Source organism: Fibrobacter sp. UWT2 (genome assembly GCF_900142545.1).
GTDB lineage: Bacteria > Fibrobacterota > Fibrobacteria > Fibrobacterales > Fibrobacteraceae > Fibrobacter.
On sequence record NZ_FRBF01000008.1, the window covers coordinates 44,626 to 66,601 of the forward strand.

The 21,976-nt window shown below is 51.5% G+C and carries 17 protein-coding genes; 3 read left to right on the forward strand and 14 right to left on the reverse strand.

Features of this window, described 5'->3' with window-relative positions:
* Positions 1-12: 12 nt before the first annotated feature.
* The 5 genes from BUA40_RS07340 to BUA40_RS07360 are packed head-to-tail and all read right to left on the reverse strand — an operon-like array spanning position 13 to position 7,614.
* The gene (locus tag BUA40_RS07340; RefSeq protein WP_255369241.1) at positions 13-888 is read right to left on the reverse strand and encodes a patatin-like phospholipase family protein; all 876 of its coding nucleotides are present in this window, start codon (positions 886-888) and stop codon (positions 13-15) included.
* Positions 888-1,421: an NUDIX hydrolase gene (locus BUA40_RS07345; RefSeq protein ID WP_072799989.1), complete on the reverse strand. Its 534-nt coding sequence runs from the start codon at positions 1,419-1,421 to the stop codon at positions 888-890. The genes BUA40_RS07340 and BUA40_RS07345 overlap by 1 nt, the downstream gene beginning before the upstream one ends.
* On the reverse strand, positions 1,405-3,897 hold the full coding sequence (locus BUA40_RS07350; RefSeq protein ID WP_072799990.1) for a response regulator: 2,493 nt from the start codon (positions 3,895-3,897) through the stop codon (positions 1,405-1,407). The genes BUA40_RS07345 and BUA40_RS07350 overlap by 17 nt, the downstream gene beginning before the upstream one ends.
* The gene (locus BUA40_RS07355; protein WP_072799991.1) at positions 3,881-4,978 is read right to left on the reverse strand and encodes a BMP family ABC transporter substrate-binding protein; all 1,098 of its coding nucleotides are present in this window, start codon (positions 4,976-4,978) and stop codon (positions 3,881-3,883) included. Before BUA40_RS07355 ends, BUA40_RS07350 begins: the two co-directional genes overlap by 17 nt.
* Positions 4,975-7,614: a hybrid sensor histidine kinase/response regulator gene (locus tag BUA40_RS07360; protein ID WP_143149724.1), complete on the reverse strand. Its 2,640-nt coding sequence runs from the start codon at positions 7,612-7,614 to the stop codon at positions 4,975-4,977. Before BUA40_RS07360 ends, BUA40_RS07355 begins: the two co-directional genes overlap by 4 nt.
* A gap of 51 nt (positions 7,615-7,665) precedes the next feature.
* Here BUA40_RS07360 and BUA40_RS07365 point away from each other — a divergent pair, with 51 nt between their 5' ends.
* Both BUA40_RS07365 and BUA40_RS07370 read left to right on the forward strand, forming a co-directional pair.
* Complete coding sequence (locus BUA40_RS07365) at positions 7,666-8,739, forward strand: serine hydrolase domain-containing protein (protein WP_072799993.1); 1,074 nt, start codon at positions 7,666-7,668, stop codon at positions 8,737-8,739.
* A gap of 17 nt (positions 8,740-8,756) precedes the next feature.
* Entirely contained in the window at positions 8,757-9,530 is a 774-nt protein-coding gene (locus tag BUA40_RS07370; protein ID WP_072799994.1) for a sulfite exporter TauE/SafE family protein, read from the forward strand.
* Here the strand turns inward: BUA40_RS07370 and BUA40_RS07375 are convergent, their stop codons facing one another.
* The 3 genes from BUA40_RS07375 to nhaA are packed head-to-tail and all read right to left on the reverse strand — an operon-like array spanning position 9,531 to position 12,224.
* A complete protein-coding gene (locus tag BUA40_RS07375; protein ID WP_072799995.1) occupies positions 9,531-10,481 on the reverse strand; it encodes a tetratricopeptide repeat protein in 951 nt (316 codons plus the stop codon).
* 46 nt (positions 10,482-10,527) lie between these two features.
* Positions 10,528-10,878, reverse strand: a complete 351-nt coding sequence (locus BUA40_RS07380; RefSeq protein WP_072799996.1) for a GIY-YIG nuclease family protein — start codon at positions 10,876-10,878, stop codon at positions 10,528-10,530.
* Complete coding sequence (gene nhaA, locus BUA40_RS07385) at positions 10,878-12,224, reverse strand: Na+/H+ antiporter NhaA (protein ID WP_072799997.1); 1,347 nt, start codon at positions 12,222-12,224, stop codon at positions 10,878-10,880. Before nhaA ends, BUA40_RS07380 begins: the two co-directional genes overlap by 1 nt.
* 186 nt (positions 12,225-12,410) lie before the next feature.
* Here nhaA and BUA40_RS07390 point away from each other — a divergent pair, with 186 nt between their 5' ends.
* Positions 12,411-13,301 carry a DUF58 domain-containing protein gene (locus BUA40_RS07390; protein WP_072799998.1) on the forward strand — a complete coding sequence of 297 codons (891 nt, stop codon included), beginning with the start codon at positions 12,411-12,413 and terminating at the stop codon, positions 13,299-13,301.
* A gap of 154 nt (positions 13,302-13,455) precedes the next feature.
* Here BUA40_RS07390 and BUA40_RS07395 read toward each other — a convergent pair whose 3' ends face one another.
* From BUA40_RS07395 to BUA40_RS07420, 6 genes are all read right to left on the reverse strand, one after another.
* A complete protein-coding gene (locus tag BUA40_RS07395; RefSeq protein ID WP_072799999.1) occupies positions 13,456-15,885 on the reverse strand; it encodes an AAA family ATPase in 2,430 nt (809 codons plus the stop codon).
* 21 nt (positions 15,886-15,906) lie between these two features.
* Complete coding sequence (locus tag BUA40_RS07400) at positions 15,907-16,611, reverse strand: hypothetical protein (protein ID WP_072800000.1); 705 nt, start codon at positions 16,609-16,611, stop codon at positions 15,907-15,909.
* A gap of 350 nt (positions 16,612-16,961) precedes the next feature.
* A complete protein-coding gene (locus BUA40_RS07405) occupies positions 16,962-18,932 on the reverse strand; it encodes a GTP-binding protein (protein WP_072800001.1) in 1,971 nt (656 codons plus the stop codon).
* A 12-nt stretch (positions 18,933-18,944) separates the two neighbouring features.
* Positions 18,945-19,157, reverse strand: a complete 213-nt coding sequence (locus tag BUA40_RS07410; protein ID WP_072800002.1) for a hypothetical protein — start codon at positions 19,155-19,157, stop codon at positions 18,945-18,947.
* A 47-nt stretch (positions 19,158-19,204) separates the two neighbouring features.
* Entirely contained in the window at positions 19,205-20,593 is a 1,389-nt protein-coding gene (locus tag BUA40_RS07415) for a Y-family DNA polymerase (RefSeq protein ID WP_143149725.1), read from the reverse strand.
* Between the two features lie 2 nt (positions 20,594-20,595).
* Entirely contained in the window at positions 20,596-21,972 is a 1,377-nt protein-coding gene (locus BUA40_RS07420; RefSeq protein WP_072800004.1) for a diguanylate cyclase domain-containing protein, read from the reverse strand.
* Between the last annotated feature and the right edge of the window lie 4 nt (positions 21,973-21,976).

Consider the following 21,976-nt stretch of genomic DNA (forward strand, 5'->3'; position numbering starts at 1 on the left):
AGTAGACAGTGGTTAGTGATTAGTGGTTAGGAACTCTAGCAGCTTGGGCATGAGTGCGGTTGCGTCTTTCACGCCCATGTCGTAAAGTTCCACCAGTTTCGACTTGTCTTTTTCGAGGCGCGAAATTTTGAATTCAGCGCTCGGACGAATCATGAACGCAGAACCTTGAGCGACTAGCTCTTCTAGCGTACGCAGGCACTGATTATAGCGAATGTGGCGGTTCCTTGCCGCCTCGATAAACTTCGGGTACTTGCGGTAGAAAATCTTGAACAGGGGAATCATGGAGTTCGGTTTCTTGACAAAGCCTTCGGGTTGCGTGACGATCACAACCTGCTTTTGATAACCCATGCCCGTGAATACTTCGAACGGAATGCTGTCGCCGACACCGCCGTCCAGAAGTTTCATGCCATCGACTTCGACGATATGGCTCATGAGCGGAAGCGATGCCGAAGCGCGAATCTTGTCCATGTCTTCGGGCTTGTCCAAATCGCGTGTGAGCAAGTATTCGGGGCCGCCGGTTTCCAAGTTCGTGGCGACTGCGTAGAACTTTGTTTCGGCCGTGTTCTCGCGGAACTTTTCAAAGTCAAACGGATCGACCACGCGCGGGATTTGGTTGTAGCAATAATCCAGTTCAAAAAAATCACCGGTGCGAATCAGGTTGCCCCAGCTCATGTAGCGTTTGCTTGCCGAATGAATGGTGTCGAGACGCTTGTTGCGCTCGCGCTGTTCAGACAAATAGCTGCAAAGGTGGGTTGCGCCTGCAGATGTTCCGGCGCAAGCGCCAAACTTGATTCCGTTATCTAAAAATACATCCAGTACGCCGGCCGAATACGCTCCGCGCATGCCGCCGCCTTCGACAGCAAGCGCAATATCCTTGTACATTGCCATTAGGCATTCTCCATAAGCCACAGAAAATCTTTCGGATGTTCCACGAATTTTTCGGGGTGCAACTTGTGCTTTGCGAAAAATTCTTCGCGGGTCATCCAGGTAAAGCTATCGACTTCGCCCGGCTGCGGCACAAGTAAATCCGCTTCCTTGTCGCTGAGCGTAATCTTATAAACGTCGTAGTATTCGTTGTCGAGGTAAGAGCCGCCGTTAAGCACGCTTTCGTGCTTAGCCTCGAATAGGTATTCGAGGTCGCGCGAACTCTTGTGCACGCCCAGTTCCTCGCGCAGTTCGCGCACGGCGGCATTCACGCTGGAATCGCCAGCCGAAATGTGGCCTGCGCAACTTGTGTCGAAAAGCCCCGGATTGTTTTCTTTGACGCGGCTTCGCAGCTGGAACAGAATGCGACCTTTGCTGTCGAACGCCCAAATATGTACCGTGCGGTGCCACAGCCCCTTGGCGTGAACTTCGGTGCGTCCGCGAGCATAACCCGCCGGCGTTCCGTCTGGATTCAAGATATCAATTTGCTCTTCCATGGGACATCCGTTCTTTAAGTTCCCTGACGAGTTTTTTGTACTCGCTCATCAAGTCTTCGTGTCTAACGCGGACAAAGTCGTAGTCGCCTTCGCTGCAGGCGAATTCCATCAGCTTGGCAATACTTGCGATGTTGACTGCGCCAATGAATAGCGATGAACTCTTTAAGGTTTGCACCATGAGACGATAGCTTTCGAAATCTTCTTCCTTGAACAACTTGTTCAAAATTTCGTCGAATTGCTTTTCCACATAGAGCATGATTTTTTTGCGATACAGGGCTTCGTTCCTTTCGCAGCAATAAAGTCCCACGGACACGTTTAGGAGATCGTTGGGCAAGTTTTCGGTAGTCTTCTTCGGTTCCTGCACCACCTTCTTTTCTGGCTTTTCTTCGGCCATGAGAGCGACAGCTTCTTCTTTTTGAGGCAGTTCGTCAAAGCGGTTTACCAGTTCTTTGGGCAAGTACTTCAGCAATATGGTGAACAATGCATCTTCGTGAACCGGCTTCGTCAAGAAATCCGCAAAGCCCATGGTTTCGCAAATGGTCTTTGCCGAAGTGTTGTCATCGGCCGTAAGCATGATAATCGGCGTATGCTTATTGGGGTGATCGTCAAGAGTCTTCATGATGGTGAGAATGTTCAAACCATCGATGATAGGCATCGTGTGATCGAGGAAGATGATATCGTAGTGATTGCGCCTGAAGTTTTCGATAGCCTCCATGCCGTTGGATACGGAATCGAAACGGGCGAAGGTCTCTTTCATGAGACCGCCCATCACGCGCAAGTTCATGGGGACGTCGTCAATGGCAAGAATTGAAGCGTTGGGAGCGTAGAAGTGAATGGACGTATTTTCGGAGGCCTGCACGAATTCGTTGTAACGAGTCTTGAAGTCTCCCATCAATTCGTTCTTCACCACCTTTTGAGGGATGATGATTTCAATCACCGGCAAACCGTCGGCAATGAGGCTGTTCTTGATTTCGCCTCCCAGTGCTACCACGAGCATCTTCACCAGGGAAAGGGAGGCTCCCGTCCAGCTGACACCGGCATCAGGAATGTCGATGATCAAGTTGATTTTCTGAACCTTGACAGCGTTGTCTTCGTCTTCAATCCAATGGTAACCGATCTGGATGATGTTCGCCCCGTTTACCACTAGATGGTCGGCGTTAAACAGGATGTTGCTTATGATTTGTTGCAAGCGGGATTCATCGCCTTCGAGGTGAGTCGGAACCGAGGAATCTACCAGCAATTCAAACTCTGCCGATTTCTTTCGGTTGCGAGCGGCGCTAAGGCTGTCGCAAAGGACCGCGAACAAGTCGTATTCCTTGACAGAGATTTCGAGACTGCTGGTGCGGATCTTGTTCATGTCCAAGATGTCGTTGGACAACAAAAGCAGCTGCTGCCCCGAGGCGCGCATGTCGGCGATATATTCCTTCAGCGAGGAATCCTGTGATTCTCTCAGCACGATGGCGCCTATGTTCAAAATGTTCATGGCGGGTTCGCGGATATCCTGGCCGACGGATTCCATCATGCGTAGGCGATCCAGTTCGTCGCTAGCCAAGTGGTTCCTTAAATTGTATTCGCGGTGCCTGCGGACTAAGAAGAATCGGATGCCAAGCCCCGTCAGGAACAATAGCATCAAGAGGCCTACCACCCAGAATACCAGGAAGGACAGGCGGTCCAAACCATCGGATACGTCTTCGGCGGCAACCATTCCGGCGAGCACGAAATCATCTTGGTGGAGCTTTGCCATGTAGAAGTAATAGGTCGCATCACCGATGACAAAATTCCTGGAGGCCGAAAGGCCGCGGTCCATATCCTGGCGGAGCTTTCCGTAGATTTTGTCGATATCAGTATTTTTCCAAATGGAATCTTTGAACCATTTTCCGGTGTTGTTCTGAATCAGGACCTTGCCGTCGTTATCGATGATTTGGACGAAGCATTTCTTGTCAAAGCAATCTACGTCGAAGAAGTCTGTGATCGGAATTTGCTTGAATTGCAGGTACAGTACGAAACGGACATTGAGACGGTTGTAAACGGGAACGCCTAGCATGATTCCCATTTTTTCGCTATAGCAAATGGTTTGCTTGCCACGGAAGGATTCCATGATGCAGCGGTAATTTTCGTCAGGCAGAGTGAAGACCGAGTCCGCCGTATGTGCCGTTCCATCCAAGGAGATAAGCCCGTATATGGTGCTTTCGTCCTTCAATTCTGCGAGGCTCAAAAAGTCTTCGATGTGAGACCCGTCCGCTTCGATTTTACGAGAAATCACGGATAGGGTGTTCAGGCGCATGTGCATTTTTTCGTTGGCGAGATCTGCAATCAATACTGCCTGTTGGGATACCTGCTTGGACACGTAAACGTTCAAAAGGGTATCAAGCTTTACGCGGAGTAGCACGCAGACAAGGCACAACACGAATATGACGGCGGCGAGCCACACCACCATCTTGATGTTGATCTTTGCGCTTCTAGGGGTCAATTCCATCGACTACCCCCTTGACGAACCAGTCAAATCGATTCAACATGACGTCGTCGGTCATGCTTTCGCCTTCGCCTACGCGAACATTGCCTTGGTTATCGACAATGGGCCCGTAGAACACATCAAACTTTCCCTGGGTCAGCCTGAGCTTTTCATCTTCTACGACTTGACGAGTGGTGTCGTCCACGTTCCTTGTCAGGTCGGCCAGTTCCATGATGCCACTTTCGAGGCCAAGCCAGTAGGCACGCCCTTCAAACTTGTCCTGGATGATTTCGCGAATCTTCGGGATGTAGAAATTTTCCCAGCGCCAAACCGGGGCGGTCAAGAAATGATCCGGGAACCTTCTGGAGTTGTCCCTGTTGTAGCCGATAATCCATACGCCTCTGTCGTCGGCAATCTCGTAGGGAGACAGAGCATCTACGTGGGTGGCCAGAACGTCGACGTTGTGTTTGCTGAGCAGGTTGCGGGTGGCGTCGGCGGCCATGGATTCATCGGTCCAGGAACCGGACCAGCTGACGTATACTTTGGCGTCCGGGTTGACTTTCTGTACGCCGAGAGTGAATGCGTTGATGCCGCGATTTACTTCTGAAATGTTGTATGCTGCCACGTATCCGATTTCGTTGGTCTTTGTCTTCATGCCGGCGACAATACCCGTCAGGTAACGCAGCTGGTACATGCGGCCAAAAAAGGTGGACAGGTTGGTAGACGTGTGAAGTCCCGTGGCATGCAGGAATTTCGTTTCGGGATGGTTTCTTGCTACGGCCAGTTCGTGTTCGCCAAAGCCGATAGAATTGGCGATAATGATTTTGGCTCCGTTCTGAATGGCCTGTTCCATGATGAATTGGGCCGTTGAATCGGTGGGCACGTTTTCGTAGTAGGCGACTTCCAGGTTCAAAAGCTTTTCGGCTTTCTGAATCGCCTCGTAATGGGTTTCGTTCCAACTATGGTCATTGCGAAGTCCCGTTAAAATCATGGCGACGCGGAACTTCTGCTGGGTGTTCTGCACTTCGGTATCGGGGCCGAACATGATCAGAACGCCAATGATCATGGCGAGCGCAATCGTAGATGCTAGGACTGTCCATTTCATCGTTCTTCAAGCCCCCTCTGGATGTTTTCGATCAGCTCGGCATGTAAGGCCATGGCTAGGTCGTGATTTTCGTGAATGACTTTCAGTCGGGATTCTCGGCTTGCGTTTTCGAGATTGCGGAATTTTTCGGCCATGGAAACGGCACCGATAGCAATCGACGAATCGTAAAGAACGTGCATATAGAAACGGTAGTTGTCCCAGTCGGAATTTCGGTAGCAGGCGTCCACGTTTCTGCAGAGGGGAGATGCTACGTATTCCTGCAACATTTCGACATAGATTTCTTCGTCGTCGGCGCAGTAGTTCAGGCCTGCCTTGATGTCCAGGAATTCTCCCAGGGACTTGAAGCGGTCTAGCGGCGTTGTCGCGGTAATCGAGCGCAACTCGATTTCGTCGTCGTCGAAGACGGAATCAATCTTGTTGTTCGGTACGTTGCCGGCGGCATTAGCTGCGCTGGCGGAGGGGATAACCGGTTCGTTCAAGTCTTCGGGCGTGAGTACCAGTTGCTTGGACAGGTACCACTTCAGGGCGCGGCGCAGGTCTCTTTCCTTGAGAGGCTTGATCAAGTAGTCTGCGAAACCTTCTGCCAAGAAGGAGTCCTTGGTAAGGGATTCTCCTTCGGAAGCGAGAGCGATAACGGGGGTGTCCTTGTTCGGGAACTTGTCCATCATCTTCATTTTTCTGAAGACGTCTATGCCGTCCATGACAGGCATCATATGGTCCAAGAAAATCAAGTCGTAGTGTCTCGATTCCACGAGTTGCAAGCACTGATGGCCGCTCAGGGCCTCGTCGATTTTCACCTGGGAATTCTTCAGGAATCCGCGGAACATCTTGAGGTTCAATTCAACGTCATCGACAATCAGGATTCGTGCTTCGGGAGCCAGGAACACATCGGAAAGGTCCTTGTTCTTGTGGGCGGCGTTCCTGTAACGCATGGTAAAGTCGCCCATGGGTTCCGTGTTCAGCACGAGCTGCGGAATCTCGACCAGGAACGACGAGCCTTCGCCGTAGCGGCTATTGATGGTCATATGACCTCCGCACTTGGCAAGGAGTTCCTGAGTAAGGCTTAATCCCAGTCCAACACCTTCGATTTCGTTCTTTTCGGCAGAACTGGGAAGAATGTATTTCTTGAAAATGGATTTCTTCTCTTCGGCGCGGATTCCGATACCTGTATCCTTGACGGCTATTTTTAACATGATGTAGTCGTCAGAGCGCAGGGCTCCAATGGGGGGGAGACTGTCGAAGCCCACCGACAATGAAACGCCGCCCACTTCAGTAAACTTGGTGGCGTTCGAAAGCAGGTTGTTGATAATCTGGATGATGCGGTTCTCGTCACCCCACAGGCAAGACGGAATGTCGGGGTCGCAATCGATATGGAAGGTCAAACCCTTGGCTTTGATCTTCGGTTCGTTTTCGTTGTAGCATTCCTGCAAAATCGTGAATACTTCGTATTCCATAGATTCGATGCTTAGACGTCCCGATTCGATCTTGGTGACATCCAGGACATCGTTTACTAGCGAAAGGACTCCCTGGCCTGCACTTTGGATATTGTTGGAATATTCCTTCATGCTTTCGTCGTGCAGGTCTTTCTGGATGATGGAATTCATGCCGAGAATGCCGTTGATGGACGAACGGATTTCGCTGCTCATGCTGGTGAGGAATGCAATCTTGGAATGGTTGACGCGGATAAGCTGTATATGCTTTATGAATGCGGCGACAATCAAGACGACGAACAATACGTAACTCAGGAAAATGATAACGGATGTTCGCAGAATGGCGATGTTCAGGGGCTTCCAGAGTTGTTCTTCTTCGACTAGGCGGATGACATACCATTCATCCTGTATAAGGGTCGAAAATACGCGGTAGTCCTTGCCCCTCAAATTTAAGACGAAGGGGTCTCCCTTGGCATAAGAGGCGCCTTTGGCGAGATTTTCTTCATCGGATCCCCAGAATTCCGCCGACAGGTAGTTGCGACCGTTCTGGGTAATGTCGGTATGGGAAATCACCGAGCCTTTCTTGTCAATAATGACGAGCATATTTGACAAGTCGCTCTTCTTGACATTTGCAAGCAGGTCCTTCAAGTATACATCAATGGCGAGAACACTTTTCTTGTCCGAAAGTCGCAAGCTAATGGTCACCACCTGCTCGCCGCTATACGGGTTCATGTGGGTCGGAATCAGGGCGACCTTGTCTTTTTCCATAGGGGCGTTCTGGTACCACGGACGATTCGAGGGAACGTAACCTAAGGCAGGAGTCCAACGTTCGCCGCTAAAGAACTCTTCGCGGAGAATGCCGAACATGCTGCACAAGACAATATCGTTTGAATGCTTGTAATATTCCGCTTCGGAAACCAACAACGATTCGATTTGCGCCTGCGTGGCTCCATGTTCCAAACTTTTTTCTGCAATGTGAGAGGTCACTCGTAGAACCGAAGCGCCTCGCGCCAAGAATCCGTTAATCGCTTCGGCGTCTTTTTCGTTGGAGTATGTGCCTGAAAGTAACGTTTCGTGCTTGACGGTCTCCGTGTAATCTTGGAGCAAATAAAAGCTTACCGCGGCAAGGCCAATGCTTACCGCAACAAGGATGCCCCCGTAAAAGGCCCTCAAGCGTTTTTCACTTTCTATAGTCTTGAAGAACACATTCAAAATATAAGATATTTCTAGAAAAGACACTATGCTATATTTCAAGACATGAAGTTCGAAAAAGATGTATTGATGGGGCTCCTGAAAAGGGCCGAAACCGAAGGCGTTTTCAACAAGGCGGTCGCGGGATTCATATTACCCGACGGAAGTCGCGAATTTTTGACTCTCAACACGCCCGAAAACACGGTTTTTGACATTGCGAGCCTTACCAAGGTGTGTCCTACCTCCACACTCGCCTTGAGTTACATCCTCGAAGGTAAACTTTCGGTTGACACCAAGGTTATCGACTACATCCCTGAACTTAAGACAAATTACCGCGACGACATTCGGGTGTTTCACTTGCTGACTCATAGCCTAGATTACCGAGTGCCTATGAAGACTTTGCGCACGCTGCCTGCCGAAGGAATCTTGGAAGCGCTTTATACGTACCAGTTCGAAAAGGCTCCTGGGGCTGACTTCAATTACGGTAACCCCGCCAGCGTATTGCTGGGAATGATTTTGCAGCGCCTTATGGGCAAGGACTTGCAGCAGCAAGGCCGCGAGCGATTCTTTATTCCACTCGGTATGACTCGTTCCGGCTGGGATCCGTTGACTCGCGACTGGAATCCGATTCCTAAAGATGAAATCTCGCCGACGGAAATCTGCAGCTTTAGAGGTCGCGAAATCCAAGGAGAAATCCACGATGAAAGCGCCTGGGTTTTGCGAAAGCTGTTCCCTGTCGGCAGCGCCGGCATGTTCAGCTGCGTGCCCGACTTGTTGAATTTTGTACAAACTATCTTGAAGGACGGTGTCGCTGCAGACGGTAAGCGCATTATGCCTGCGGGCATTTTGAAGATGGTTAGTGAAAACGCCTTTGCGCTCGATTCGGCTAGCAAGTATTCTACGGCAAAAGATGCCTGCACCGCTCTCGGCTGGGAGCTGAATAGTGCGAAGTTCATGGGCACCAAGATTTCGCCGCACACATTCGGTAAAACCGGATTCACCGGCGCAAGCATCGTTGCCGACCCTGACCAAGGTGCAGCCGTGGTGCTGCTCAGCAACTTTACCTATCCGCACCGCGAAGCGAACGCTGACCGCATCCATGCCTTCCGCGCGACGCTTTCCGACGCCTTTTTCGGATAATTCTATATTTGGGCGCGATGAATTTCGAGCCAACAGCACTTGCCCTCTACGCCGCCTACTTCGTGTTAGGCGCCGTCGTGAGCCTTATCAACAGCATTGCGGGCGGCGGCTCTACGTTGAGCCTTCCAATTATGATTTTCCTCGGGATGCCCGCAACCGTTGCAAACGGAACGAACCGTATCGGGCTCATCATCGGAAACTTCAGCAGTGCCTTTAACCTGGCACGTCACGGCTACTTGAACAAGCGCATTTTCTTGCAGCTGCTCACGCCTACGATTCTCGGAGCCCTTCTGGGAGCGTGCTTCCTAGTGCATATCGGCGATAAGCTTTTCCAGGCAATTCTTGCAGTCGTTATCTGCCTTGTGGTTGTCATGAGCAACTTGAACAAGAATGTCCTGGGGAAGCCTCCTGCAAATCCGCCTGAAAAGTTGACACTCAAGGGCGCTCTCGGATTTTTTGCCATTGCCGTTTACGGTTGCATCGTACAAGTCGGCGTGGGTTTCGTACAAATTTTCGGGCTCACCCGTTATACGGGACTTGCTCCCATCCAGATTAACGCTCTCAAGAATTCACTCACCAATGTTTTTTTAGTCGTCAGTACCATTGCGCTCGGCGTGACAGGCAAAATCAACTGGCCCATCGCCGTGATGATGGCAGGTGGTGCCTGGGTCGGCGGCTATTTCGGCAGCTTTTTGCAGCGTAAAAAAGGCAACAAGTTTATCCAGCGCTTTATCAGCATTTGCAGCATCGGCATGGCTATTGCGCTGGTGGTGGATCTTATCGTCAAATAATCAGCTCTTGATGTTTCTGTAGTGTTCAACGAGTTGCTTTATGTTGAACGCTTTCTTTTTTTCCTGTACGGTTTTTAAGCTAGACAGAATCTCGGCAAAGTAATTCGCCAAATCCGCATCGCCAGCAAGAAACGCTTCTTCGCAATTCTGTTTAGCTACGGCCACAACTTCAGGATTAAATCCGAGTGTAATGCCAAAGCGTTTTAAGGACTCCGTGACGCTCTCGTCATTCGATTGGTCATTTTCGACATTGACCATCTTGGCGTACCCCAAAATATCATCGACAATTTCGTCTAGAGCGTTTCCCGAATCCGTATAATTCGACCGAACAAAACTGCAGTAGACCGCCTCTAGATACATCTTTTTGTAAAGGAAGTAATTGCGCAGGAATCTAAAACAAAGAATCAAATCGCTTGCCCGGTAAGCGACTTTCATGGCCGCCACCGCGTCTTCCATCACATTGTCCCAACGCCCCTGGTCGCTGTGGATTCGCGCAAGCATCAACCTGTATTTTGCTGAAGCCGGATTCCACATTGCTGCAATGGACATTGCTTTTTCTGCGTCAGGGAAATTTTCCAAATTCAATTCCAAAAGGCCTGCCTGTCGCCAAATAAATTCCATCGGACAACAGGAATGAACGTTCTTTACTAACCGACTTGATAGGGGTTCAAAATAATGTCGGTAAAGGGCGCGTTCCATTCTGCTAGAAATCGAAATGTACTCAACGGAATCGTCAGGAACAAACGGATGATTTTCGGCCACCTTCATCAAAGGCCTGATCATATCCAATGCGGTTTGGTAATCCCTTTCGTTCGTTTGCACGTCGAGCGATTCTTGCAAAAGGCTCATCACGCCATCTCGGCCTTCAAAAACTTGGAGTTTTTTCCCAAAGATGGCCGCCCGGACGCGAAACAGGGCTTCAAGCGTATTTGTTCTGTCAGTAAAAAACATATCATCCCCTATTTTGACAGATTCATTCTTGTAGAAATATACAATATCAATTGTCGTGAGGAGTAATGTTTTTCCGTTTTTCGCGGCGCTTGCGTGCGCGGCTTTCTTCGAGGGTTTCGCCGAGGCCTGCGAGCAGTTCTGCGGTCAGGGTTTCGTCACCTGCGGCGAGCAGTTCCTTTTGTGGACGGGACAGTTTCTTGATGCGCGCTTCCAGGCGCAGGGCCTCTTCGTGGCTGTTCAATTCAAACTGGCGCAGAATACACTGCGGCGGGAACGCCTTGGTGAATTTCGCTCCCTTGCCGGACTTATGTTGTTCGAAACGAGCTTCTACATCGACGGCATACCCCGTGTAGATGCGGTTGCCCGCACAACGGAGCATGTAGACGAAATGTGGCATTACGATTCTTCGTGGTGAGCCTTCGACACTAGGCTCATGTAAATCGTGCCGAGGATTGCGGCACAGAAGCTGCCCAGCAGAATACCGAGCTTTGCGGAATCCTGACGGTCGCCCACCTCGAAGGCGAGGTTAGCCACAAACAGGGCCATGGTAAAGCCGATGCCGGCGAGCATGCCGCCGCCCCACAGCACCTTCCAGCTGTAGCTCGGCTTTACGGATACGCCCACCGTTACGGCGAGCAGGCTGAACAGGAAAATTCCAATCGGCTTGCCGAGAATCAAGGCCAGCGCTACAGCGCCCATTACCGGCACTTCTACGCCACCCAGCTTGATTTCGACACCGGCATTGCTCAAGGCGAACAGCGGCATGATAAAGAAGTTCACCCAGGGAACGAGCGGCTTGAACAGGCGTTCCTGCATCGAGATGCTTTCGCGGGCGCCGCGCTTCAAAAGCGTAAAGACTTCGTACTGTTCGTTGCGGTCCTTGGCTTCGCCCGAGAGGGCTCCGCCTACGCTACCGGCGAAGTGGGCGAGCTTGCCCTTCGCAAGTACGGGCTTTGCCGGCACCGAGAGACCGAGCAGCACGCCCGCAATGGTCGGGTGCACGCCGCTCTTCACGAAGAATGCCCACACGGCAATTCCGATGACGCCGTGCAACAGCAGGTTGCGAACGCCAATACGGAACAGGACGTTAATCAAGACCAGCAATGCGAAACCTGCACCAAGAGCCAAGAAGTTCACGCCGTCGCCGCTGGGGTAACCAATGGCGATCACGAGAATGGCGCCGATATCGTCGGCGATAGCCAGAGTCAAAATCATCACGCGGAGTGCATGCGGCACCTTCTTGCCGAGAATGGCCATGCAGCCCACCACAAAGGCGATATCGGTTGCAGTCGGAACGCCCCAACCATGTGCGGCGCTATGTTCGCCACCCGGGCACAGCAACAGGTAAATGAGTGCCGGGAAAAGCATACCGCCTGCCGCCGCGATAATGGGGAGGCTCGCCGCCTTCGGGTTCTTGAGTTCGCCGTAGGTCATTTCGCCCTTGACTTCAAGACCGATGTTAAAGAAGAAGATGGTCATCATGGCATCGTTGATGAACCAGTGCAAATCGGCCGCACCGATCCAGCTGCCAATCGTAAGCGCAAAAGGCATGTGCCAAACATGATGGTAAGTTTCAGGGCTCAGGTTCGCCCATAGCAGGGCCGCCAGCGTCATGATAATCAGAACGATGCCGCCCGTAGTCTCCACTTTCATCAAACGCTCGATAGGCGTGATGATCTTTCGGATAGAGGTCTCCGGGAACAAATCTTCAATCTTGTCGCTGCTCGTTACTTTTGCCGACATAGCTACCTGTAAATAGGGTTGAGTGATTCAGCCTTGCGCTTAACAAAATAATCATTTTTTTTGAATGTGACCGCTCCAAGTTGCTTATTTTTCCATTTTTTGTATATGTGATTTGCCCCTAAATCGCTCTTATAGCCTATTATTTGGATTTTTTGTATATTCTTAGCGTAAAAAAGAGACTCTAAGATGCTAGATAAAGAAGTTTTAAAGACCGTCAGCCGCATTGAACTTAGCGTTCGCGGCACGCTCGATACCGTGATGACCGGCGCTTACCATAGTTCCTTCAAGGGGAACGGTATGGAATTTAGCGAAGTCCGCGAGTATATGCCGGGCGATGACGTGCGTACGATTGACTGGAACGTGACCGCTCGAACGGGCACGCCTTACGTAAAGAAGTATATTGAAGAACGCGAAATGACCATGCTTTTGATGGTCGATGCATCGAGCAGTTCGGAATTCGGTTCCGGCAAGCAGATGAAGGGCGAGGTCATGGCGACTTTGACGGCCCTCCTCGCGTTCGCCGCTATCAAGAATAATGACAAGGTCGGCCTGCTGATCTACACCGACCAGGTGGAACTCTTCATTCCGCCGGAGAAAGGGCGCAAGCACGTGCTGCGTCTTATCCGTGAAATCCTTTATTTTAAGCCGCAGCACCACGGCACGAATACTCAAGTGGCCCTTGAATACGCCGGCAAGATTCTGAATCGTCGTGCCGTCGTCGTGGTGATGAGCGACTTCCTCGATGAAGGCTTCGAAAACGCCTTCAAGATTCTCCGTAAGCGCCACGACGTGCTTGCAGTCTCCGTCGTCGATCCGCGCGAAATGGAACTCCCGCCCGCAGGCCTCGTAGAACTCGAGGATCCTGAAACCGGCGAAACGCTCCTGATCGACACTGGCGACGCCGCCTTCCGCGAGGCGTTCGCCCGCGAGGCAAAGCGCCAGGGCAAGGCGACCAAGGAACTGTTCCAGCGTATGTCCATCGACTTCGTGCGCATTGAAACTCACGACGACTTCAAGGAAACGGTCGCCCCTCTTATCGAGCACTTCCGTCGCCGCGCCAAGAAGAACCGTTCGTAATCACGAGCCATAACAACGAAATTATAAAAGCCCTCAATTATTATTGAGGGCTTATTGTTTATCGTCGAAAAAAGAAACCGTGCAGGCTTTCGCCCGCACGGCCCCTTACCACAACACACACAAAGACTATGGAGGGCAATGCCCTCCCTAAGCTTTAGAACCCCATGGAGCGACCGGCATGCGAATCCTTCGCCTGCAGCTCCTTGCGGAGTTCCGCCTCGATTCTCTCGGAGGTTCGTGCGCTTTCCGGCAAGAAACGCAGACGACCGTTCACGGCGTTGAAGTCACCCGGCGTCAGGAGCGGCAGTTCCGTCACCGCCTTCGGGCATTCCGCATTCGGGAAGAATACGTTCCAGATATGGCGTACGCCTTCGGGTTTCAAGTAACCGAAGCCGAGCTTCAGGGCAAAGCGGCGACGGCTTGCGGAATCCAAGGTGCTATCGAAGTTGGTTGCGGCGACGAAGATTCCCTTGAAGTTTTCCATACGGGTCAGAATTTCGTTCACCTTCGAAACTTCGTGGCCCTGCATGGCACCTGTACGGTCGCGCAAGAAGCTGTCCGCTTCGTCGAAGAACAGGATTGACTTGGTGCGTTCCGCTTCTTCAAAGGCGGCGGCAATGTTTGCTTCGGTCTGGCCGACATACATTCCCAAGAGATCGCTTGCCCTGCGGATGACGAGATTGCGGCCCAAGGTGCGTGCGATGTGACGCACGAATTCCGTCTTGCCGGTTCCCGGAGGACCATAGAGCAGAATGTTCAGGGAATTCGGTGCGGAATCTTCTTCGAAAGTTTTCCAGACCGAATCGTAGCTCTGGACGACTTCCATGATTTCATCGACGGAGCCTTCCATATTCAGACCGCTCAAGGTATAAGTGGGGGCGTGGCTTTCTACGTCGCGCAAGGAACCTGTATCGATTCCGAGCAAGTTCGTGTGAGCCTTAAGCAGGCGGGCCATAGTGGGGTAGGCCTTGACATTGGCTCCGCTTGTAAGCAGATTCTGAGTGGCACGCGTTGCAATCGTGAAGCCGCCAGCCATTGCCGGGTATTCCACGACCAGCTTCATTTTCTCTTCGGGAGTCAGCATGTCTTCTGCACCCTGCGCCTTCAGTACCGATTCGAACATACTCAAGCGTTCGTCCTTGGCAAGGCCCTTGAAGGCCATCGAGAAGTCGAAACGGCGACGAGAGCTCTTTTCGGTAAAGCTGATGGAGTTGGTAATCCAGATAATGGGGGTATGCACCGATTCGAAGAAGTGATTCAGGCTGCCCTTTTCAAAACCGTTCAGCACCAGGTCGGCTTCGTCAATCAAGATGATGCCGTGATCTTTTTCGCACTGCCAATCGGCAAGCATCGCCGCGCGGATGCGGTAAAGCATCAGGCTCTGCGAACGCGTTTCGAAACGGCGTCCCATTTCCATGGAGTTGTCGGCATCGATGCTTACTTCAAGCAAGGGGAGCCCTGCTTCGGCGGCGAGAGCCTTCGCAAGTTCCGTCTTGCCTGTGCCTTCTACACCGTAAAGCAGGATGTTCAGCGGGCGGTTCCAATTGTGGTGCTTGATCAGGTCAAGCGCCAAGATGGCGTCGGGGTTGTTTCCCTGCAACTGGGCGAACGACACCGTTCCCGGTTCTGCCAAATGGAAGGCCTTGAGACCCGTGCTGTCACAGGAACCGTCCAAGAAGCATCCGACTTCCATAGGAATGTCCATATCTTCGTTGCACAAGCCCAGCTTGCGAAGCGTACTGTCCTTGCCCATCAGTTTCATGACTCGGTCAACACTCAAGCCAGTCGTCATGGCGACTTCCGAAAACACCCTCGGGGAATCCGATGGAGGTCCAAAGCGGTGGCGACGGCGACCGAAAAATTCTCCGTCCGGATCGCACTGCATCACGTCGCGGGTGCGCAGCCACATATAGAGAAGGATTTCCAGCTCGTCATCGTTCAGGCGGTAAACATCTTTTACCTTCATTGCGCGTTCATAAATCGGGTCGTTGCTGCGCACGCCTTTCTGGATTTTTTCAAGCGCAAACTTCTTGAAGTTTCCGCATACGATATCCTGGACTTCCTTGTAAAGGAAGGGGGCCATCGATTCCGTGTCGACATCGACAATCGCCTTTATCAGGTTGTCAGTCACCCTGTCGGCGCAGCCGTGCTTCATTTCTTTGCGGTAACGGCAAATCTGGCGGAGCAGTCTGCCGTTGCAGTACTGCGTATCCAGTTCGCATTCATCCTCGTCGACTTCTTCTTCTTCCAAGAAATCGTCAAGAAGATCGATTTCATCGTCGCCAAATTCACGATTAACCGAGGCGGTTTCCGACTTGGGTCTTGCCGGCTTTTTCTTCGGCGTAATGAACGGATTGAAAATGTCGATAAAGCCCTTTACGACATTTTCACGGCAAGTGCGACCCATCAGCTGGAAGGCGCTAGCCTTGTTCAGGCCATCCGGGTTTTCGTCGATAATGCGGACCCAATATTCCAGGATCTTGAGATCCGCGAAGCTCATCGGGGAGCCTGCTTTGGCGAATTTCTTCAATTCTGCCTTTTTGAGGTCGTTGTATACCTTTTTAAAGTAGGTGTTAGACTGCATATTCTCTCTCTTAAAGTTCAACTAGGCGGCAAGGCGGTAGAATTCCTTGTCGAGACCGTTTTCGACCAGAATCTTTCGAATCTGATTGAAGCGGTTGTACACCGTGGGGCGCGAGCAACCCATGCGTTCGGCGGTTTCGACTTCCTCGTAGCGGTCGCAATATTCCAGCGTTTCGCGGTGCGTCTTCATGAATTCCTTCAGAACCGGGTTTTCTTCAACCATTTTCAGGGCCACGGCCAACAATTCCTTCCAACTTGTGTCTACATCTTCATTATCGTCACAAGGACCGTCATTTGTCAAATCGGAATCGTCACTATAGAAATCGGCCATCGAAAGGGTTTCGTCCTGAGTCATCAGGTCTTCAGGCGAAAGCTGGCTTGCCAGCACTTCGTGGGAGGTGCGTTCCGAGTTTTCGCATTTGTCGTCCACGAACTTCCAGTAGATCTTGGTCGTCACGAAGGTTTCGAAAGACGCCTTCTGATTTTCGTCATACTGCATGATGGCATCGATGAACAGCGGGTAGATGTCACCACCCAATTCCAGGCGGAGGGCGGCCGGTTTCATTTTCATCTTGGAAAAGTCCGGCTTGATGCGGTAAAAGAGTGCGACGGCACGGTCCGTCAACTTTTCACCAAGGACTTTCCAGAGGCGATCTGCGACCTGTTCGCAGACGGAGGGGGTGGTTTGTGCAATTTTGATCATTGCGAGGACGATATTTTTACGCATGGACGCTCCTTTTGTCGCGAGGCGACAGTTGAAAACCCCTTTGAGGCCGCTCAAAGGACAAATGTGTAACATAAAACCAACTAGACAGTCGGATTTAAGTTTACTATTACGTCGGGAAGTTCTCCCTTAAATATAGTACAAATTGAATGTCATTTATTGACATAAATCCCTCCAAACATCTAATTCTCTTAAGCAGAGAATTTGCAATATAGTAAAAACAACTCTCTTTGTCTAGAGGTGTTTCCGAAAAATTTTTATTTGATCGGGAAGTGAGAAGAGGTACCAAAAAGCGCATACACCACATTATCGCTTTTTGTTTTCGAATTGTCAAACAGTTTTCAAAAAAAATTTTAGAGGATCGCCGGTTTGTACCCGAGCAGCTTCATACTATATAATGCTGTACCCTTGCTAATGCTTCGCACGCCTGTGGCGTAGCCGAAAATTTTCCGCAGCGGGACGTCGGCTTTCAAGAAATGCGTCTTGCCGTCGCCACCGATTTCTTTCACCTTGCCTTCGCGGGACTGGATGTCGCCGGTGACAAGCCCCGCAAAATTCACGGGGCATTCCAGCGAAAGTTCCATGACCGGCTCAAAAAGTTGCACGTCGGCAGGCTTGATGAGCTTGGTGACGGCATCGGCGCAGGCTTTCTTGATCATGGGCGGGAGGGCGTTTTCGGTCCAGGTAAATTCATGAACCTCAAAACAGACGCCTACGAGGGCTCCCTTGCCCAAAACGCCCACTTCGGTAGATTCCAGGAGTGCCGAGCGGACGCCGGCCAGAATTTCACGGGGGGCGGTTTCCAGGAATTCGGCGGAGAGACGGATATCGTGAGCGTCCCCTTCCAGCGGGGTAGCCGAAAGCTTAATCGAAATCTTATGGGGGCCGAGCTGGAAGGTGTTTTCGACGGGGCCCACGTTGCGACAGAGGCGTTCTTGCCAGCGCACTTCCGGGGAGCCGGCCTTCACTTCGCAGCCGAATTCGCGCTTGAGGCGGGCGAGCAACACGTCCAGCTGAACTTCGCCTACGGTATGCAGGTACCAGAATCCGCCATCGTCTTTTTGCACGCGGAAGCTGGGGTCCATACGGGCGAGGACGTTCAGGCTCTTTTCTACATGGTTGTAGTCTTCGGCCCCGAGGCATTCCACGCGGGTCTGCAAAAGCGGCTGGTACTTGTCGCGGATAGAGGAGTGGGGAAGCTCCCCTTGGTCGCCTTGAGGCATGGGGTCGCTCCGCCCTTCGGGCGTCACTTTGAGAATTTCGCCGAGTTCTGTCTCGAAGGGGCTTCGCATGGCGTAAATGTCGCCGGAGCGGATTTCGTCGACAGGCTGCAACAGGTTTGCCTTGAGGCGCGAGAATTCAAAACCCGCGGGCCAAGCCTTGCGTTCCATATTCGTATGGCTGCGGAACAGCGAAATTTCGCCTACACCCTTGAAGTGGCGCAGTCGAATGACTTGTCCCAGCTCGTCTGCCCCGAATTCGGGAACATCGGGCAAGAAAAAGGAAAGGGCGGTCACCAGGCTCCGAACGCCGAAACCCTCCATGGCGGACCCTGCGTAGCAGAGAGCATAGTCGTTGCTCTGCGCAAGTCCCTTAAGGCCTCGCAGAAGCATCTTGGGCGGAACCGGCTTTCCTTCGAGCGCAAGTTGCAAGACTTCGTCGTCAAAGTTGCTGGCGAATTCCACGGCTTCGGCGTAATGCTTCTTGATTTTTTCGGTGGCCTCGCTGGCTTCGCCTGCCTGCGGCCACGAATCGTCGATAATTTCTTCGCCCGAGGGAGAATGTATAAGTCTGCTCTTGCTGAGGACATCCAGCGTGCTTTCGATTCGCCCGTTTTTGTATTCGGGGAATGCCATCAATACGGGGCGTACCCCTAGCACTTCTTCGATATTGATGAGGGTCTCGTCAAGAGAATAATCAGGATTGTCTAGCTTATTGACAAATAAAATCGTGCGGACGCCCGCTTCGCGGAGTTTTTTGTAGGCCGCAACCGTTTGTGTTTCAACCCCGCTCGCGGCACTTACCACAAGGACGGCACCTTCTACGGCCGAAAGCGCCATGTCCACTTCGGCACCAAAATCTACATGGCCCGGCGTATCGATAAAATTGAACCAGGTGTTCTTCCATTCGAAATGGGCCACGCCGCTTTCAATGGTAATGCCGCGTTCTTTTTCTTCGGGCATATAGTCCATAGTGGCAAGGCCTTCTTCCACCTTGCCGGGCCTGCGTACTTCGCCTGCCGCAAACAGGATTCGCTCGGAAAGAGTCGTCTTTCCGGCATCCACATGGGCAAGGATGGCGATGTTGCGAACAGGCTGTGTCATGATACTACTAATTTAAAAATTCTCGTCTAGCGTGAGTTCGTTTGCCACCGATTCTTGCTTGCGTTCTGCGGTCGCATCAAGTGCCTCGGCATGCCCGCGGAGTGCCGCAAACGGGTGGAAAATCTTCGCGCGGTCTTCCATGCTCATACGCGGATGCTTAATCAAGAAATTCCAATCGTTCCGCGGATACGGCAAATCGATGATGTCTTTGTAATTATCAATCATAATCTCTCGTCTTTCGTCTGTAGCGAGCACAGCGAGCGTTCTTTCGTCTAAGCCCGATGTCCTCCGATTTGTCCGTTGCGTTCAATAGTGGTGGCGCCTTCTTGCAAATCCATTCCCTTCACAATGGCGTTCTTGCCAAAACGCTTCTTGATTAAAAGTTCCGCTTTCAGGCGCTTCTTTTCGCGTTCCTGTTTTTTCACGTCGGTAAACAAGTCGTACTGTTCGTGGCTAGCATCGACAATGTCGGCGGCAACCAGGTTCAATCGCCGCACTGTAAGCTTCGGGTCCACAATGCGGTCAAAAAGTTTCATGACTGCATCTGCCATCACCGATTGGGAACTAGTGTAATAGCCGATGTTTGCCGTGCCGTGAGCAGGTTTCGGAATCGTGCGCCCGTAAAAATCCGTTACGGTTACGCCGCGGTAAATTCCCTTGTCCACGTTTTCACGGTCGTAACCCACTGTGAGCACCATTGCGTTTGTCACCAAGTCGTGGGCAATCAAAGTCATTGAGACTGTATCGACCATTTCGCGCACCACAAGCCGCGCCTTGTCAAACGGATACGGGTCTTGCAACACTTGGCCTTCGCCTGTGCTTCTGTTCCGCGGTTTCGCTTTCTTGATGTCTGCAATCGTGCAAGGCTCGTAACCCCAGGCGTGGTCAATCAGAATTTCTGCGTTCACACCGAAAAGCTTGTACAATGCTTCAGGATTCTTGACGCTCACGCGGGCAATGTCGCCCATCGTGTAAATGCCGCGCCCGGCATTCAGCCTGCAATTTTCCAAGCGCTCCGCAATTCCGCGGCCCACCTGCCAAAAACTCGTAATTGGCCGGTGCGACCAAAGCTGTTTGCGGTAACTCATCTCGTCGAGTTCCGCGATGCGCACGCCATCTGCATCTGCTTCCACATGCTTCGCCATCACATCCATCGCAATCTTGCAAAGGTACAGATTTGTGCCGATGCCGCCCGTGGCAGTAATTCCCGTAGATGTGAATACATCTTGGATAATCGTCTTCACCAGTTCGCGGGCAGTCTTTCTATAAAGCTTCAAGTACCGCGTCAAATCCAAAAAACATTCGTCAATTGAATACGCATGAATATCTTCGGCGCTTACATACTTCAGGTAAACATTGTAGACTTTGGTGGAATATTCCACGTACTTCGCCATTTGCGGCTTTGCGATGGTGAATTCAATCTTTTCGCCCGTACGCCGCTGTACCTCGCGTACCTTTTGGTTTACTTCGAAAAGTCTTGCGCGGCCTGGAATTCCGTAAGCCTTGAGCGCCGGCGTTACCGCCAAGCAAATCGTCTTTTCGGTGCGGCTTTCGTCGGCTACCACAAGTTTCGCCTTAAGCGGGTCAAGGCCCCGGAGAATACATTCCACCGAGGCAAAGAACGACTTTAGGTCAATGGCCGCGTAAGTGCGTCCCACGATTTTTACCTGTATTTTAATTCAGGATGTTCGGCGTAGAAGGAATTCTTGTCGGCATACATCTGTTCGTCTGCAATATGCATTGCTCGACGAACATCGGGCTCACCATAACACGTACCAATGGAGAAGCGAACATTTTCAGATAGTTTTGCCATCGTGCGTATTTTGGCAACGCGGGTGTTCAACTCGTTTTCAGTGATATTCGAAACGAGCACCATGAATTCGTCGCCACCGGCGCGGTACACGTCTTCATCCGGGAAAACGTATTGCAAAATTTCTGCTGCCGAACGTAACACCTTGTCGCCGGAGATGTGTCCCTGATCGTCGTTCATGCGCTTGAGTCCGTTCAAGTCGGCAAAAATAACGGCGTCAGGTGAAGGTTTGCGCCCTGCCACAATTTGGTCAATGCGGTTGTTCATCACGTTACGGTTTTTGACGCCGGTAAGCGAGTCAATCGTACTCATAATCTGAAGCTTGTTCAGAAGCAAGTAGCTTGAAATTTCAGATGCTATAAGGAATGTCGTGACTTCGAGGGTTTCCTTGATCTTCAATACATCGTCAACATTGAAATTGACTGCCCACAAGTAGCCGAGCAATTCGCCGCCATGACGCAGCGGGAAGAGTACAATCGTCTTTACGCCGCTAAGGTCAAGCATCGATCCCCAAATCGGATTTGCCAAGCGGAGCTTTTCCATATCGCGTTCGTCTTTTACGATAATGCAGGTGCTGCCGGCAAGTGTTTCGGGCCATGTTTCTGCAATGGCGTAAAAACCTTCGACATATCGCGACATCGGCTTTATTTTAACATCTTCGCGAGTGGATTCCGCAAAAATGGAGCACTCGCGATTTTCGGTGTCGGTGAGCAAAATGCAGCAATGGTCAGAACCGCAAGTTTTACGGATGTCTTCGACAACCTCTTGGAATGTCTGCTTGACATTGTCCGTGCCGCGCAGCTTGATACAGGTGTTGAGCGCGTACGTGGCCGTTTCTGCAGAGAGGTCTGCCATGGCCGAAGAATCGGCTTTGGGGGTTACATCGTAACAGTAGACGCAGTAGCCGATATTTTCGCAGTCGGAATCCAGCGGCATCAGGAACATGTTCAGCCAGAGACCCATCATGTAGAGGTCCACGTAGGCGTGGAGCGGCTTGCCCGATTGGATACAGCGGAAGCAGTGGTCTTCGAAATTCTGATTCTTCGGAAAACACATCTCGTATGGTGAATTCGGCACAAACGGAGTGTGCCTGAAGGCCTCCATATCATCACAATGAGCCTTGTTCCCTGCAACAACACGGATATTCCCATAAGACCCGTCCGGAAACAATTCCACGGACATCACGCAGGCTTTCGCCCTGTAATGCGATAGAATCTTATCAAAATCCATATGA

Bases quoted from the DNA above. Each gene is read 5' to 3' on its own strand.
- BUA40_RS07390 (WP_072799998.1), top strand. From the start codon at position 12,411: ATGCTAGATAAAGAAGTTTTAAAGACCGTCAGCCGCATTGAACTTAGC.
- BUA40_RS07420 (WP_072800004.1), bottom strand. From the start codon at position 21,972: ATGGATTTTGATAAGATTCTATCGCATTACAGGGCGAAAGCCTGCGTG.
- BUA40_RS07395 (WP_072799999.1), bottom strand. From the start codon at position 15,885: ATGCAGTCTAACACCTACTTTAAAAAGGTATACAACGACCTCAAAAAG.
- BUA40_RS07345 (WP_072799989.1), bottom strand. From the start codon at position 1,421: ATGGAAGAGCAAATTGATATCTTGAATCCAGACGGAACGCCGGCGGGT.
- BUA40_RS07410 (WP_072800002.1), bottom strand. From the start codon at position 19,157: ATGATTGATAATTACAAAGACATCATCGATTTGCCGTATCCGCGGAAC.
- nhaA (WP_072799997.1), bottom strand. From the start codon at position 12,224: ATGTCGGCAAAAGTAACGAGCAGCGACAAGATTGAAGATTTGTTCCCG.
- BUA40_RS07405 (WP_072800001.1), bottom strand. From the start codon at position 18,932: ATGACACAGCCTGTTCGCAACATCGCCATCCTTGCCCATGTGGATGCC.
- BUA40_RS07355 (WP_072799991.1), bottom strand. From the start codon at position 4,978: ATGAAATGGACAGTCCTAGCATCTACGATTGCGCTCGCCATGATCATT.
- BUA40_RS07340 (WP_255369241.1), bottom strand. From the start codon at position 888: ATGGCAATGTACAAGGATATTGCGCTTGCTGTCGAAGGCGGCGGCATG.
- BUA40_RS07365 (WP_072799993.1), top strand. From the start codon at position 7,666: ATGAAGTTCGAAAAAGATGTATTGATGGGGCTCCTGAAAAGGGCCGAA.
- BUA40_RS07350 (WP_072799990.1), bottom strand. From the start codon at position 3,897: ATGGAATTGACCCCTAGAAGCGCAAAGATCAACATCAAGATGGTGGTG.
- BUA40_RS07400 (WP_072800000.1), bottom strand. From the start codon at position 16,611: ATGCGTAAAAATATCGTCCTCGCAATGATCAAAATTGCACAAACCACC.
- BUA40_RS07375 (WP_072799995.1), bottom strand. From the start codon at position 10,481: ATGTTTTTTACTGACAGAACAAATACGCTTGAAGCCCTGTTTCGCGTC.
- BUA40_RS07380 (WP_072799996.1), bottom strand. From the start codon at position 10,878: ATGCCACATTTCGTCTACATGCTCCGTTGTGCGGGCAACCGCATCTAC.
- BUA40_RS07370 (WP_072799994.1), top strand. From the start codon at position 8,757: ATGAATTTCGAGCCAACAGCACTTGCCCTCTACGCCGCCTACTTCGTG.